The 15834-nt window shown below is 35.3% G+C and carries 14 protein-coding genes; 3 read left to right on the forward strand and 11 right to left on the reverse strand.

Going from position 1 to position 15834, the window contains the following annotated elements; all coding sequences use genetic code 11:
- Window positions 1-31: 31 nt before the first annotated feature.
- The 6 genes from E1171_RS19945 to E1171_RS19970 all read right to left on the reverse strand — a co-directional run bounded on the left by E1171_RS19945 (window position 32) and on the right by E1171_RS19970 (window position 6697).
- Window positions 32-751: a cyclic nucleotide-binding domain-containing protein gene (locus E1171_RS19945; RefSeq protein ID WP_187696551.1), complete on the reverse strand. Its 720-nt coding sequence runs from the start codon at window positions 749-751 to the stop codon at window positions 32-34.
- A 218-nt stretch (window positions 752-969) separates the two neighbouring features.
- Window positions 970-1875 (reverse strand): 1,4-dihydroxy-2-naphthoate polyprenyltransferase, encoded by a 906-nt coding sequence (locus E1171_RS19950; RefSeq protein WP_155207827.1) that lies wholly within the window; start codon window positions 1873-1875, stop codon window positions 970-972.
- A 194-nt stretch (window positions 1876-2069) separates the two neighbouring features.
- A complete protein-coding gene (locus E1171_RS19955) occupies window positions 2070-2537 on the reverse strand; it encodes a glutathione peroxidase (RefSeq protein ID WP_155207828.1) in 468 nt (155 codons plus the stop codon).
- Between the two features lie 106 nt (window positions 2538-2643).
- Window positions 2644-4434, reverse strand: coding sequence for an arginine--tRNA ligase (gene argS, locus E1171_RS19960; protein WP_155207829.1), 1791 nt, complete (start codon window positions 4432-4434; stop codon window positions 2644-2646).
- Window positions 4435-4642: 208 nt separating this feature from the next.
- A complete protein-coding gene (gene ctlX / locus E1171_RS19965) occupies window positions 4643-5581 on the reverse strand; it encodes a citrulline utilization hydrolase CtlX (protein ID WP_222931552.1) in 939 nt (312 codons plus the stop codon).
- 180 nt (window positions 5582-5761) lie between these two features.
- Window positions 5762-6697, reverse strand: a complete 936-nt coding sequence (locus tag E1171_RS19970) for a dimethylarginine dimethylaminohydrolase family protein (RefSeq protein WP_155207830.1) — start codon at window positions 6695-6697, stop codon at window positions 5762-5764.
- A gap of 298 nt (window positions 6698-6995) precedes the next feature.
- Here E1171_RS19970 and E1171_RS19975 point away from each other — a divergent pair, with 298 nt between their 5' ends.
- Window positions 6996-8387, forward strand: coding sequence for a type III PLP-dependent enzyme domain-containing protein (locus tag E1171_RS19975; RefSeq protein WP_155207831.1), 1392 nt, complete (start codon window positions 6996-6998; stop codon window positions 8385-8387).
- A gap of 276 nt (window positions 8388-8663) precedes the next feature.
- Window positions 8664-9419, forward strand: a complete 756-nt coding sequence (locus tag E1171_RS19980) for a polyprenol monophosphomannose synthase (protein WP_155207832.1) — start codon at window positions 8664-8666, stop codon at window positions 9417-9419.
- Between the two features lie 42 nt (window positions 9420-9461).
- Here the strand turns inward: E1171_RS19980 and E1171_RS19985 are convergent, their stop codons facing one another.
- From E1171_RS19985 to E1171_RS20000, 4 genes are all read right to left on the reverse strand, one after another.
- The gene (locus tag E1171_RS19985) at window positions 9462-10442 is read right to left on the reverse strand and encodes a glycosyltransferase family 2 protein (RefSeq protein WP_155207833.1); all 981 of its coding nucleotides are present in this window, start codon (window positions 10440-10442) and stop codon (window positions 9462-9464) included.
- A 203-nt stretch (window positions 10443-10645) separates the two neighbouring features.
- Window positions 10646-11401 (reverse strand): DUF1295 domain-containing protein, encoded by a 756-nt coding sequence (locus E1171_RS19990; RefSeq protein WP_155207834.1) that lies wholly within the window; start codon window positions 11399-11401, stop codon window positions 10646-10648.
- A 229-nt stretch (window positions 11402-11630) separates the two neighbouring features.
- Entirely contained in the window at window positions 11631-12137 is a 507-nt protein-coding gene (locus E1171_RS19995) for a hypothetical protein (protein WP_155207835.1), read from the reverse strand.
- Window positions 12138-12374: 237 nt separating this feature from the next.
- Window positions 12375-13460, reverse strand: a complete 1086-nt coding sequence (locus tag E1171_RS20000) for a glycosyltransferase family 4 protein (RefSeq protein ID WP_155207836.1) — start codon at window positions 13458-13460, stop codon at window positions 12375-12377.
- A gap of 454 nt (window positions 13461-13914) precedes the next feature.
- Between E1171_RS20000 and E1171_RS20005 the strand changes: the two genes are divergently transcribed.
- Window positions 13915-14562, forward strand: coding sequence for a class I SAM-dependent methyltransferase (locus tag E1171_RS20005; protein ID WP_155207837.1), 648 nt, complete (start codon window positions 13915-13917; stop codon window positions 14560-14562).
- 257 nt (window positions 14563-14819) lie between these two features.
- Here the strand turns inward: E1171_RS20005 and E1171_RS20010 are convergent, their stop codons facing one another.
- The gene (locus E1171_RS20010; RefSeq protein WP_155207838.1) at window positions 14820-15539 is read right to left on the reverse strand and encodes a glycosyltransferase family 25 protein; all 720 of its coding nucleotides are present in this window, start codon (window positions 15537-15539) and stop codon (window positions 14820-14822) included.
- Window positions 15540-15834: the final 295 nt, after the last annotated feature.

Genomic DNA, 15834 nt, shown 5'->3' on the forward strand with positions numbered 1-15834 from the left:
TTTATTGAATCAGAGAAATAATTTTTAATGATTAACCATAAAAATCTGCTACACGAGCTAATTGTTTAGCTTCGAGCACCCGAATTTTTTTCTTTTCAAAATTGATCAGACCATCTTTTTTAAAGTCTGAAAGTAATCGAATAACCGTTTCAGTAGCAGTTCCTACAATGTTAGCAATATCTTCTCTAGACAATGCAATATCAATCAAATGGCCATCATCTTCTCCTTCCATTCCATAAGATTCTTTGAGCATGAGGAGGGTGGTGGCGAGTCTTTCCCTTACTGACTTTTGGGCAAGGTCAGCGATTTTGTCTTCCATTACGCCCATTTCCTTACAAACTGCTTTAATCATTCGACTAAAGAAAGCAGGGTTAGAATTAAGAATTGTGATAAAATCTTCTTTCGGAATAAAACAGACTTTTGCTTCTTCCAAAACGGTAGCAGAAGCTACATAAAACTCTTCACCTAGTAGAGCTCTGTATCCTAAAAAGTCGCCGGCTTTGCATAAGTGTATGATCTGTTCTTTTCCCTGTGCGCTACTCTTGTATACCTTGACTTTCCCCGCATTGATACAGTATAGGCCTAATGGTCTTGTTCCCTCGTAAAATAAGGTCTGTCCTTTTTTGTAAGTGACACAACTTTTATTTTGGCTTAAAATTTCCAGGTCACATTCTTCTAAATCACCAAAGAGAGAATCTTTTCGGCTGGCACAATTTAGGCAAGATATGTTTTGTTCAACTTTAGTTTTCACCTTTCTAATCGTTTAGGGATTTTATGATTGACAAATTAATAACAAACTACTTTTTAAAAAAAATAATTGATTTTAAATTACCCCAATTTGAAATTTTGGGCCTTTATTAAAGTTAAAGACTGCTATTTTATTCTTGGGTGTTTAATAATTTTCACATTATTATTTTTAAGAAAAAAAACGCTTGCCTAATTTTCTTAGTATCCCCTTTCAAAGAATCTTTAGCTTATGAGCATTCCCAAACCAAAGGTTATTGCAAACAATAGGGTGGTTAAGGCCATTTGTTTTAAGTAGGGATCAAGTTTTAAGGAATCTTTTTGATGGCTAACTGCCTTTCCATTGCGCAAAAGTAGGGGTAAGGTCCCTAAAAATATTAATTGATAGTAGGATTGGAAATTGAGAACTACAAAAAGTAAAGCACAGCTCAATCCGCCCAAAAGAAGTGCCCAATGATAGATAACGGCATTTTTTCGTCCAATACGTACCGGAATAGAAAATTTGCCTGCTTTTTTGTCTGATTCTATATCTCGGATATTATTGAGGTTTAAAACTGCTGTGGAGAATAAGCCACAACTCAATGCTGGTAGGAAAAAAGAGAGTGGCAAGGTAAAGGCATATAAATAATATGATCCCATTACGCCAACAAGGCCGAAAAAAATAAGTACAGAAATGTCTCCTAAACCTTTATAGCCATATGGAATTTTTCCTGAGGTGTAAGTGATGGCAGCAATAATGGACATTATTCCCAATCCCAAAAAGAATAGGAACACTTGTAAATTCAATCCCACAGAGATATAAATCAATCCTAATCCGCTGATAAGTGATAAGCCGGAAAAAATGAAAATTGACGTTTTCATTTGTCCATGGCTGATTTGTCCGGATTGAACAGTACGAATCGGACCTTTTCTATCCTTGTTATCGGCCCCGTGTACACTGTCCCCATAGTCGTTCGCAAGATTTGACAAAATTTGAAGGAAAATTGTCGTAAGGGCACAAAGAGAAAATATTGCTCCATTAAACTTTCCTTCCGCTGCAGCAAGAAAACTTCCCATGCCGATGCTTGCCAGGGCCAATGGTAGAGTTCTCAAGCGAAAGGCTTTTATCCAGATTTTCGTTTTACTTTCCAATAGTCGAAAAAATTGTATTGCACTTTCCGAAATTTTTCATTTTCGGAAAAATACCTAAATGAATAAAATTTGATTGACAGTCCGGTGGTGAAGAAGTGGGTCAAAATCTTCCAATTAATTATTTCCGTATCTGTAATTTCCTGGCAAAATTACGGTTTGGGATAGAATATTCAAAATATGTTCCTTTAAAGGCATTATTTGGTTTTTGATAAATCCATATCCTCAAATATTTCAAATGGATTAGCAGTGGAAGGATAGAATTTCATAACCTGGCCCTTCTCATCTATTAGGTATTTACAAAAGTTCCAGTTGGGTTTATGACCGGATGTGTTTGTTAACCATCTAAAAAGAGGATGCATAGAATCACCCACTACCGAAATTTTTTCAAATAGGGGAAAGCTGATTTTGTAATTCCTTTGACAAAATTGTTGGATTTCTTTATTGCTTCCAGGTTCTTGGCTGCCAAAATCATTTGAAGGAAAGGCAAGCACTGCCACTTTATTGGAATGTTGTTGATATAAAGCCTCCAAGTCGGCATATTGTGGGGTAAAACCACATTTGGAGGCCACATTAACGATTAGAACTTTCTTTCCTTTAAATTGCGAAAGGTCAACAGTTTGGCCGTCTATGGCTTTTAATTTAAAGTCGAATAAACTTTTCATAAGGAGGAGGATTTTAGAAAGTTAAGAGTGTAGAGTTAAAAACTTAATGAAAAGGTCGATAATTAAAGTTTTGATTCTCTTTACACTCTTAACTTTTAACGGAAAATTACATTCTTTCCGGCAAGTCAATTCCCAGAAGCCCCATAGTTTTTCGTAAGGTTTTGGCAACGGCTTCTGAAAATGCTATTCTAAAACGAAGTGCATCTTTATTTTCTTCGTTGAAAATAGAAACAGCTGCATAAAAACTGTTATATTCTTTGGCCAGGTCGTAGGCATAATTGGCAATAACAGAAGGAGAGTATCCCTCCGCTGCTTCTTTTATTTTTTCTGGAAAATCATTGAGGAGACGAACTACTGATTTTTCACTTGCATGGAGGTGCTCTATTTTTTCCAATGATTCTTCTCGTGGATCATATCCCAATTGATGAGCCTTTCTTAGGATAGCAGAAATCCGTGCATGGGTATACTGTATGAAAGGACCAGTGTGTCCTTGAAACTCAATTGATTCTTTTGGATCGAAAAGCATACGTTTTTTAGGCTCTACCTTCAAAAGGAAATATTTTAGGGCTCCCAAACCAAGGGTTTTATAAAGCTTCTGTGCTTCCTCCTGCGAAAAACCTTCTATTTTTCCTAATTCCTTAGTATGTAGTTCAGCAGTTTTGAACATTTCCTTCATAAGGTCGTCTGCATCTACAACCGTCCCCTCTCTGGATTTCATCTTTCCAGTTGGTAAATCGACCATTCCATAAGAAAGATGGTACATACCTTCCGCATAAGGTCTACCCAATCGCTTTAATAATTTGAAAAGAACGGAAAAGTGATAGTCCTGCTCATTACCTACAACATAAATGGATTTTTCACATCCATAATCTTTGTATTTAAGATCAGCCGTTCCCATATCTTGGGTCATGTATACTGAGGTGCCATCGGCACGAAGGACTAATTTATTGTCCAGGCCTTCAGAAACTAGGTCACCCCAAACCGAACCGTCTTCTTTTTTATAAAAAACTTCCTTTTGAAGTCCTTCTTCCACCATATCCTTACCTAAAAGGTAGGTCTCTGACTCTTTATAGATCTTATCAAAATCCACGCCCATGGTACGGTAGGTTTCATCAAAGCCCTCATAAACCCAGCCATTCATCTTTTCCCATAAGGCCACGGTTTCAGGATCACCTTTTTCCCAATTTTTTAACATCTCCTGGGTCTCCACCATTAGAGGAGCCTGCTTTTTGGCTTCCTCTTCTGTTTTTCCTTCTGCTACTAGAGCCTTTACTTCTTTTTTGTATTCTTGGTCGAATCGAACGTAATATTTTCCAATCAGGTGATCTCCTTTAATACCAGAGGATTTAGGAGTTTCTTCTTGCCCAAATTTTTGATAGGCCAGCATGGATTTACAGATGTGAACGCCCCGATCGTTTACAAGATTGACTTTTACAACATCATAACCGTAGGCTTTCAAAATATTTGCTACAGAAAAACCCAGGAAGTTGTTTCTTAAGTGCCCTAGGTGAAGGGGTTTATTGGTATTTGGGGAAGAGTATTCCACCATCACTTTTTGGTCCTTAGCAGGAAAGAAGCCAAAATGTTCGTCTCTATATAGGGTTTTAAATTGTTTCAACCATACCTTATCTCCAATGACAAGGTTCAGAAAGCCTTTTACCACATTAAAGGCTGTGATTTCAGGCATGTGCTCCTGAAGGTATTGGCCTACGAGCTCTGCCGTTTGTTGGGGGGACTTTTTTGCCTGTTTGACAAAAGGAAATACTACTAAGGTGCAGTCTCCCTCAAATTCCTTTCGGGTTTTTTGAAATTGTATTTGATTATCCTGAAGCTCTCCTCCAAAGATTTCTTTAAATCCGTCTTTTACTTTTTCTGTTAGCTGCTTCTCTAATAACATTTTTTCTGAATGGTTATAAGCAATGAAGTTTCTATTGCTAGCATTTGTGAAGTCCGATTTTCTAAAAGTTAAAAAGATAAGGGCCTATATATTTTAGAGATATAGCCTTGGTCATTTTAAAATTTAATCAGCAGTGTGCAAAATTACATAAAAAAGAGTTCATTCCCCTAGGAAATGAACTCTTCACTTTAGATAATTACTTCTATATTTATTTTTTTGGTAAGAAAACTTCGGCCATCATACAACGAGCACTTCCTCCACCACAAGCTTCTATTGTGTCCAAAGAGCTGTGTAAAATAGGACAGAAGGATTCAATTTCCTTAATTTGATCAGGAGTTAGGGATTTATAAGCTGCACCAGACATGACCAAAAATTTTTCTCCATTTTCATTTGCCACCTGTAACATATTTCCTGCAAATTGATGCTTTTGTTCTTCGGAAATGAAGATTACTTTTTTATTAGAACTTTCCAAGGTATCAATCACTTTCCTTCTTTCTTCATCATCATCGATGGAGTCGGCACAAAGTATTGCAAACTGGTCTGCCACACACATCATCACGTTTGTGTGGTAAATCGGTAGACGTTTTCCTTCAACCGTTTGGTTTGCTGTAAAAGTGACCGCCTTATATTCAAATTTCTCGCAGAATTCATCCAGTATTTTTGCATCTGTTCGCAAGGAAAGTGCCGCATAAGCAATTTTATTTTCCCGGTCTAAGATTAAACTTCCAGTACCTTCCAGGAAGATATCTTCAGCCTCATAACCACTGAAATCAATGACCTCATGGAGTTCGTAACCTTTTTCTTTTAAGTTTTGAAGTATATCTTTTCTTCGTTCCAACCGACGATTCTCTGCATACATGGGGTATAATGCAACACGGCCATCGGCATGAAAAGATACCCAGTTGTTGGGAAATATGGAGTCTGGGGTGTCAGGTTCCTTGGTGTCATTTACAACAACTACTTGCACGCCTACTCCTCTTAATTTGGAGACAAAGGTATCGAATTCCTGCTGAGCCTTGGCATTAGCCTCCTGAGGGCTCATATTATCTAAAACTTTTTGATAATAATTATTTACGGCTGTTTGTTCATTGTACCTGAAACTTACCGGCCGGATCATCATTATGGTGGAGGTAATTTGCTTACTCATTTTATTAAAGTGTTAAAAAATAGCGTTTGAATAAATAATAATTAAGCCTTAAGCTTTGATGTCGAACCCCGGGTTTCAGTCTGGGGTTGAGAGTATGTTCTTTGGAAACTCTTGGCGAAAATCACGAAATATTACCAATTAGGTACAAATTTTTAACTCTTCACTTTTCACTCTAAACTTTTAATTCCTTATCAACGGAAGAGTAGAACATCTTAATAAACCTTCCATTTTAGCTACTTCTCCATAAGGGACTGCTTCTACTTGAAATCCCCTTTTTTCTAGTTCCTTATTTAAGCGAACAAAACGTTTATCGCTAATGATTACTTCAGGAGAAATAGAAAAAACGTTAGAATTCATTTCGTACATTTCTTCTTTAGTGATTTCAATGATCTTGTCTTGTCCGAAATAATTCTTCAAAAACTCGAAATCTTCTTCATTTTTGAATCCTCCCTTATAAATGATGGCCTGATCTTTACCGATTGGCTGGAAACAACAATCCAGATGTAGGGCATTTTCATAAGGATCGATGTCAGATTTTTTCAATTCAAAGGCTTTTACCTTCCTGTTTGGAAAATTATCCTTTAGAAACTGAATTCCGGCCTCATTGGTACGGGAAACGACATATTTTTCAAAATCCTCTGCTTTGGAATATCCTACGAAAATATAATCATCCCATGGCATTACATCCCCACCTTCAATTCGGACATCTTCTGGTGCAATTAGTAATTGATCGGGAGAAAGTTGTTCAAGGACATATTTTACCCCTTCTTGCTCTTTTTCCCGGTCTTTAAGGATATGGGGTTGTACATATTTGTTGTCAATCACAAAACCCAGATCCCGTGCAAACACCTGATTGAGGTTTTTAATGTTTTGTGGGCGAAATACTTTTACATCATATTTTTTAAAAACTTCTGTCACTTTTTCCATTTCTAAAATAAGTGATTTTTCTTTAGGAAATGTCCCATTTTTGATATGCAACTTAGATTTAGGGTCGTAGGCCTCAGTTAGAGAAGGGGTGCCCCCGAAATCGTTAGCAATACCTAAAATCACCGCATTTAGTCTTGAGGTTTCGTTTTTTACGTTTAAAGCCAGAGTTTCTGTTTCTATGTCAGCCATATTTTTTATACCAATATTTCTAAAGGCGCTAAAGATAATTATTGTCTTGATTATTGTATATACTTTTTGTCAAGAAAAAAATTGAAGGTGTTTTTTCCCCTTTTTTTGAAGTTGGATTATTTTACAACTATCAAAGAAATACTTTCCTCTTTTTCGAGCATTGAATTATTAGCTATTTCCCTTTTTGCTGTCAAAAAGTCTAAATTTTATTACGCCTCCATCTTCTCCTTTGTTTTATAACGGAAAAAAACAGATAATTGCGAGTTATTTTATCAAAAACAAATTTATGGCATAGACAATGAAAAGCTATATTGATCTCATTGAGCAGACCTTTGAGTTTCCGACTGATGAATTGAGAGTGGAGAATAATGAGTTGCATTTTAACGATGTTCCCCTGATGGACATTGTTAAGAAATATGGCACCCCTTTAAAACTGACCTATCTTCCCAAAATTGGGGAAAAGATACAGTTGGCGAAAAAGTATTTTGAAAATGCCATGCAAAAATACAAATACAAGGGGAATTATACCTACTGTTACTGTACTAAGTCTTCTCATTTCCAATTTATTTTAGAGGAAGGTTTGAAAAATGATATTCATTTGGAGACCTCTTCAGCTTTTGATATTTCGATTATCAAACACCTGTATCAAAAGAGAAAAATAGATAAAAATATCTTTATTATTTGTAATGGATATAAGCGGCCTCTTTATCAGCAATATATTACCGAATTGTTGAATGATGGTTTTACCAACTGTATTCCAGTACTTGATAATTTGAAAGAGCTGGCAGAATATGAAAAAAATGTGAATCACCCTTTCCAAATAGGAATTCGGGTAGCAGCCGATGAGGAACCTAATTTTGAGTTTTATACTTCTCGTTTAGGGATTCGGTACAATGATATTACCTCCTATTATCAAAATCATATTCAAGGCACCAAAGTACAGCTTAAACTGTTGCATTTCTTTATAAACACAGGAATTAAGGATACAGCTTATTATTGGAGTGAGTTAAGCCGGTTTATTTATAAATATTGTGAATTGAAGAAAGTATGTCCAGAATTGGATACTATTGACATTGGGGGAGGCTTTCCAATTAAATCTTCACTCCAATTTGAATATGATTTTCAATATATGGTGGATCAGATCATAGAAAATATTAAATGGATTTGTGATAAAAATGATACACCTGTTCCGCACATCATGACCGAATTTGGGACTTTTACAGTGGGAGAAAGTGGTGCGACCATATATTCCGTCCTTGGGCAGAAGCTACAAAACGATAAAGAATTGTGGTACATGATTGATGGCTCCTTTATTACGCATTTGCCCGATATCTGGGGGGTTAATCAAAAGTATATACTTTTGCCATTAAATAAGTGGAGCAATCATTTCCATAAGGTTAATCTGGGTGGACTTACGTGCGATAGCATGGATTATTACAACTCTGAAGCCCATTCTTCAGAAGTTTTCTTGCCTAAACGTGACCATGAAGAGGACGAATTGTTTATTGGCTTTTTCCATACCGGGGCCTACCAGGAATCTTTAGGAGGGTATGGAGGTATTCAACATTGCCTTATTCCTTCACCTAAACATGTAATTATTGATAGGGATGAAAATGGGAAGATACATTCCTGGCTTTTTAGTGAAGAACAGCACAGTGAAAGCATGTTAAAAACATTGGGCTATCAATAAGTCAAAATAGGAAATAATTAGAAATGATGAGTGAAATACTGTTAAGTATTGCTAATTTCTAAAAATGCTTTTTTCTAGTACTTCCAAGATGGCCTGTTGCTTAGTTTTTGTGTTTTTAGCTTTTATTGATAGATTTGAAGCTTTTGCCCCTTCATGCAAAAACTAAATTTATAAATTTCTCCTGATATTTTAGACTTTTTTATGTCAGGGGGGTATTATTTATATATCGAATTAACTTTATATATTGAATTAACTCAAATTATCAATTGATTTTTAATGCTTAGTTCAAATGACGGTTTAGTGGTAATTCCTACCTATAATGAAAAGGAAAATATTGAGGCTATTATTCGGAAAGTAATGTCTTTGGAAAAGCTTTTTCATGTTTTGGTGGTGGACGATAGTTCTCCGGATGGAACAGCGAAAATTGTTCGAAGTCTCCAAGAGGATTATCCGGATCGTGTTTATTTATTGGAAAGAAAGGAAAAGTCTGGGTTGGGAACGGCTTATATTCATGGTTTTAAATATGCTCTGGAAAAGGGATATGAGTATATTTTTGAGATGGATGCGGATTTTTCTCATAACCCAGAGGACCTGATAAGGCTTCATGCTGCTTGCGTAAAAGAAGGGTATGATATGTCTATTGGTTCCCGCTATGTAACGGGAGTGAATGTGGTGAACTGGCCTATTGAACGGGTCTTAATGTCCTATTTTGCCAGTACTTATGTGCGCTTTATTACGGGGATGTCCATTAGAGATAGTACTGCAGGTTTTAAATGCTATAACAGAAAGGTATTGGAAACGATCGATTTGGACAAAATAAAGTTTGTGGGATATGCCTTTCAAATTGAGATGAAATTTACAGCCTGGAAATATGGGTTCAAGATAAAGGAGGTTCCTATTATTTTTACAGATCGTACAAAGGGAGAATCTAAAATGTCTGGAGGGATTTTTTATGAAGCTGTAATTGGCGTAATTAAAATGAAAATTGATAGTTTTTTTAAGAAATATATCAGACGAGTAAAGGTAATCTAGCAATTAGGTTAGTATTTGGAAGTCTTTGAAAAATTGCATCCTTTATTCTCGAGGATGCATTTTTTTTGGATGAAGTAAAATTTTAAAAAGCATGGGGATCCTATCAAATTGTTTTCTTCTGATCCGGTTGATGGCGAACAGTATAAATGCTGGATATAGCAATAGTAAAGCCAATGGTTTGAATTTTAGTGTAAAAAGTATCCTACTTCGTACCCAATAAAAATCTGCTAATTTGCTGTTTGACCCAATGGTAGCACTTCCTTTATGATAAACTTTTGAGGCTTTTCTGATGGAAACACAAAGCCCTTTTTTCTTTCCTCTTTTTACCCAATCCAGCTCTTCAAAATATAAAAAATACCTTTCTTCCATTAATCCCACTTTTTTTAAAAAAGTATCCGATATCATCATAGAAGCACCAGCAGGATAATGGCTTTCTCTTGTATCTTTATATAGCTTTAATTTCCCAAGCCATTCGTTGTAGCGGGATGCAAGTAGTTGAACCTTTTGGGGATCCTTGTATTCCCTTAGTTGGCTTCCTGTAATGCCTGTTTTCTTTTGGGAGTCAAAGGCAGCAACCAATTCCCTTAGAGCAAGTGGATGTACAACAGTGTCATTGTTAAGTAACCATACATAAAAATTAGATTTTACTGATAGTAGAAGCTTTAAAGCTACATTGTTGGCATGGGCAAATCCATTATTGGCTTTAGTTCGAATAAGGATTATTTGTTCATACAAAAGGTTTGCATCAAAGATTTCATTCTCCTCCAAAAATTGAAATGGAATGGGCTTGGGAGAAAGGGGGTATACTAAATTCGGTAGGTTGCATTCCAGTTTATATTTGTTTTCTCCTATAAGCCAGGATTTTATTTGTTCGATGGAATATTCTGTTGGAGAGTTATCTACTACTACAATTTGATAATGCTGATAGGCCTGATTGAATATGCTTTCCAGGCATTCAATTGTATCTTGCCAGCCATTGTAATTGACAATAATGATGTAAACTTTTGCTTCCTTCTGAGGCATACCAATAATATGAGGTTTCCTGAAAGTAAAACTCTAGCCCAATGAAAGTGTTATGCGGTCTTAAGGATTAAATAATGTAATTATTTTAGTGGCTGCCAATTTGTGAGGGTTAGTCTTTGTGTTGTTTAAACTGAAACTTTTGTGATTTCTTTTTACTTTATTTGGAACCTGCTCTTAACTTTCATTTACTTATTTCATTTCTTTTACCAAAGAAATGGAATCACGGCTTTTCGGTTAGCGGGGTAATCAGAGAAATTATTTTTGTACCAACGGTGATGGTCCAGAGTTCTGGGAATTAAATTGACCATTGACCATAAAGCAAAAGAGAAAGCAGGTAAGGAAAAGCAAATTAGGAAAAATCCCCACCATTCGATGATTTCCCCTAAATGATTGGGACAACTCACGTACTCGAACAACCAACCTTTTGGAATTTTATAGCCGGTTTCTTTCCCTTGGCGTAAGGAAATTAGATGTTGATCTGAAACATGATTGATGATCATACCGACAAAAAAAACAGAAAGTCCAATGAGAACATGGTAAGAAAGAATTTCTTCCTTAATTAAAGGTGTGGATAAATACCCCAGGAAATAACCATTAAAAAAACCGTTTATGCCATTAAAAAATATGCCCATTAAGAGAATAAGTAAAGGCATCTTTTTCCCTTGTGTTCTTAAACGGAAGGGAAAAATAAAAACACGATTACCATAGTGAACTACCCATAATATTAAAATTAACCAAAGAAGGGGCGTTTTTTGTTGTGGACCACTTAATGCTAAAAAAGGAAAAATCAGGAGAGCTGGTATTTCCATAATTAGCCAGGCCTTTCGGTTGTCTATCATTCGGCCCCAACCCGAATGAGTATGTCTCCCATAAGGGACCTTTATTTTTAATAGCAAAGGAAAAAGAATTAAGGCGAGAGAAATCCAACCCGTTAAAAGGTAGTGATACAGATATTGCAAAATTAAAGAATTGGGTTAGGTTAAATGGCTTATTTAAAGGTACGAAAGGGGAATATACAAGATTTGTGTTCTAAAACGATCGAATTTGCAGAATTTAATTATGATTTATCTAAAAAAAATACTTAAATAAATGTTAAAGGCCATTAAGATCTTGAAAGTTTAATTATGTATTTATTTCAGAAACCATTCGAAATAAATTCGTTTCTGATAGAAAAATTAGTAATTGAAACTAAAAAAAAGGAGAGCGACATATTTTTGAAACCTTACCATAAGTATAGTCAACCTCTGTTTGTCCCACTTCTCTAACTCTCCCAATTTGGTAATCAATAGGGACATCACCTACTTGATCTATTTTATTGTTATAATTGTAAGAAATAGATAGTTTACCAATTTTGTTAATCCGGCCTCGGTAATCATGTGAGATAGGAATTTTTCCTATTCTTTCTACCCGTCCTTTGTAATCTCTATCAATATCCTTTCCTTTAAATGATCTGGAAAGGATTCTTCCATCATCTGCACAACAATAAATTTTCCGATATTTAAAATAAAGATCCCCTCTTCTGGAAATAAAAAAAGTGATTCCTTCTTCCTCAAACTGCATGACTTCCTGGCCTTCCAGTCGAGTACTGTAATCCGTATTATTTTGGTCATTTTGAATCATGGCCACTGCTTTTCCTTGAAAATTAAAGTAAAGCAAAAACAAAATGAAAACCCCAAATCCCAAAAAGCGTCTCATGTGTCAAAAATTTAAAACGCATTTTTAAATGAAAAAAGTTGAATTGGCTCCACTTCACCTAAAAAAGTAAAGGGCAAAACAGCAAAAGTTCATATGTAGAAAACGCCCAAATGAATTAGGGTATTGCACTGAGATAGTTAGACCATTTGAGTCCACCGTACAAGTGAAAAATATTTACGGCTAAGGAATAAGCTTTTTTGAAAGCTGTGAAAAACGTTAAACAAGCTCTAAACAACCTTAAATCACTTCTTGATAAATTTTTAGGGTTTGGGAAGCAGTATATTCTTTGGTAAAGTACTTAAGATTGTCATGGGCATTTTCAACCAGGCGTCTTATTAATTCTGGATCACGTGCCAGGCGAAACACCTGATTAGCAAGACCTTTTGCATCTTTAACCTCAGCTGTAAGCCCAGTTTTTTCATCAAGTACAATTTCAGGTATTCCTCCTGCTCGAGTGGTTACAACGGGGACCCGACAGGCCATAGCATCCAGAATGGAAGTGCCCAGTCCTTCCATTTCAGAGGTCAGCATAAAGATATCTAATTGTGGAAGAATTGTGGGAATGTTATTTAGAAATCCAGTTAACACAAAATGTTCCTGTAGGTTCTTTTCAGCAATGTACTTCTCAATAGAGGCTTTTGAAGCTCCATCCCCAATAATGAAAAATTTTGCCTTCAATCCCTGCTTAAGTAGCAATTCAGCGGTGTCAATAAAAGTATAATAACCTTTATGGGGAGCCAGTGCTGCAATCTGACCAATAATTAGTTCTTCCTTCTTTATATGATATTTTTCTCTTAAAGAAAGGGTGTTATTTGCCTGGGAAAATTTATCTAAATCTATGCCGCTATGAACAGTTGTAACTTTCTTTTTATCTTGGATAGCTTCCGAGGTTATTTTTTTTATTTTCTCCGAAACACAGATTATTTTCTCTATTCCTTCATAATTATATTTAAAACGGGAAAATAAAGAACGTTTTACAGGAAAATCTACCCTTCTGCTTAAAACTAGAGGAACTTTATTGCCAAAAAGATGAGAAAGAACACCAGCTCCATGTGAGGAGGGAGCATGCATGTGAATCAGATCAATTTCATTTTCTTTGCAATATTTTTTGATCCCAAGGATAGTGGAAAAATCGAATTGATTTCGGAAAGAAAAAGCCCTGTAAGCAATATGATTTTCCCTACAAAAATCCTCAAAAGGGCTGCCTTTTCGGCAGGCTACAAAGTTTTTAATTCCTCTTTTATCGAGTTCTCCAATTAAATAGGATATTTGTTGCTCTCCGCCTCTCCAACTTTTTTCTGAACTAAGATGTAGTACTTTCATGATGTGATCACGGTTTTTGGTAATTGGTTTATCAAAGCAGGGTGTCCCAAACAAAAAATATCAAAAATCTTTACCTCAACCTCTTTTTCCCAGAAGCAAAAAACTTGTGGGTTATTAAAATAATCTTTGCAATTAACCCTAATCAGAATGTTCTTTTCTAGTACTGAAAAAAATCCTGAATTCCATTATTTTAATAATTTGTCTAGTTTCTCTATAAAATTTTAGAGAGCTATCTTCCCCGACCCTTTTAATCCGGTTCTGTGGGCTAAACGTAAATTGTGCTATAAAATTGGTATAAATATATCATTTATACTAAAAAAACATGCCATTAGGCAATGGATTTGCGCCTTTTTCGAACATTCCCAAGTAAAAGTTGTTAGGTACAACACAGGTAGTTATCTCCAGACAGGAACTCTTTGAGACCTGATTTTACCTTCCTTGATTTCTCTCTGCTATGGAAAAAGAATTATTTTACTATGATCAACTTCGAAAGGAGATGATTGATTTCCTCCCTAATAGTATTCATCGTTGCATTGAATTTGGTTGTGCAAAGGGGCGATTTTCCAGTTTTATTAAGGAAAAATATAAGGCGGAATCCTGGGGAGTTGATTTGGATGAAGATGCGATTCGTTCAGCTGAAAGAAAGTTGGATCGTGTTCTTTGCGGTGACGCTTTGGAAATGATTGAACAACTTCCTGATAATTATTTTGATTGCCTGATCTGCAACGATTTTCTGGAACATCTAAACTATCCAGATGCCTTTTTAAGAAGGATCAAAAAAGCTTTAAAAAAAGACGCATATTTGGTCTGTTCCCTTCCAAATGTCCGATATCTTAATAATTCTATTGAATTTTTAATCAAAAAAGACTGGCAATATAAGGAAGCAGGCATTTTGGACTATACTCATTTCCGGTTTTTTACCAAAAAAAGCTTGGAAAGGATGTTGGAATCATGCAAGTTGGAGATAGAATTGATAAAGGGAATTAACCCAAAAAGTTCGCTAAAATCTCGTTTTCTTCTCTGGAGCCTTAATACGCTCACCATGGGTGCTACTAGTGATATGCGTTACTTGCAATTTGGGGTGAGAGCAAGGTTTACTTAGGGATTTTTTTAATAATTCTCAAATTAATAGGTAAGGACTGTGTACATTTAATACGAAAGTTTATTGATTATATTAGGGAGATTAATCATTAAAAGGTATGAGCTAAACTTTAGAATATTCTACATACAAATAGCCTCTACCGCGGATAATTCCCTAAAAAAGGCTATTTGTATTTACATTATATAATATAGGCAGAGAAAAGTGATTTATAAGACTGCAGACTTTCCCCACAATGAATTATATGAATGGAATTGGGTTTACCTAAATTTATAGATAAGCTTTCGGTAAATCCTTCGAAGACCAAAAGTGATATTTCTGTAACTTCCTACCTTTTTATTGTCGATAAGAGACCTCATATCCCCATTTAGGCTACCCTGACAAGATATTGTCGGCTCACACCAATAAATGTTAATAATACCCTTTTCAGTACAATAATTATGAAACCAATCAATGGCAAGAGAGCATTTTTCTTCTAAGCAACAGTTAATTAAAGCTTTTGCTGTTTTTAAATCAATCAAATATGCTCCTGCCATCCGATTTCTATCTTTGTGATATAACAAGGTGCCAGCCTTTTTTTCACTTCCATTTACATACCTTAGGTTGGAATCATCAAGGGAAATTAGAAAGTTTTCAAGATCTCTTTGCTTTATTTCCTCCAGTACTTTTGGAAATATTTTCTTAAAATTGGAGTAAAAAGTAATATCATCTTCCAAAATCAGAGCTAAAGGAATATTCTTTTCAATCATTCTTTCATAAACCAAGAGGTGCTTTAAGGCGCATGAAGTACGACTTTCCTTCTTTTTCATTTTTCCTGAAAAGTATTTTTCCAGAATTTGGTCATCGATTTCTTCCTTGTTTCCCTCTAAAATAAACTCCGCCTCTATTTTTTGTTTGCTTAGTTCATTTTTAATAGATCGTTCTCTTTCCGTTTCACCTTTTACGTGAATGACAAAAGTTTTTACTTGTGAATTATCCATAATTAAAAAATATTCCCCAAAGCTACTTAATATCTTGCAAAAAAATGGCTGAAGATGCTGATAATTATGCAACTAATAAAATGGAAAATAGCCTTTTTGACCAATAAAACATCCGTTCTCACCAATATTTATAAAGAACTGCAAAAAAAGACATTACAGGTAATATTAATGATTGGAATCAGAAGAGAGGAAGAGATAAGGGGCATTTTAAATCCATTCTTTTACCTTAAAGAAAAAGTATTAGAAAATTTCTATATATATTTTGTCCGACCTTCCTAAAAAGGCTTTTCTTGTG

Source organism: Xanthovirga aplysinae (assembly GCF_009711365.1).
Classification (GTDB): Bacteria; Bacteroidota; Bacteroidia; order Cytophagales; family Cyclobacteriaceae; genus Xanthovirga; species Xanthovirga aplysinae.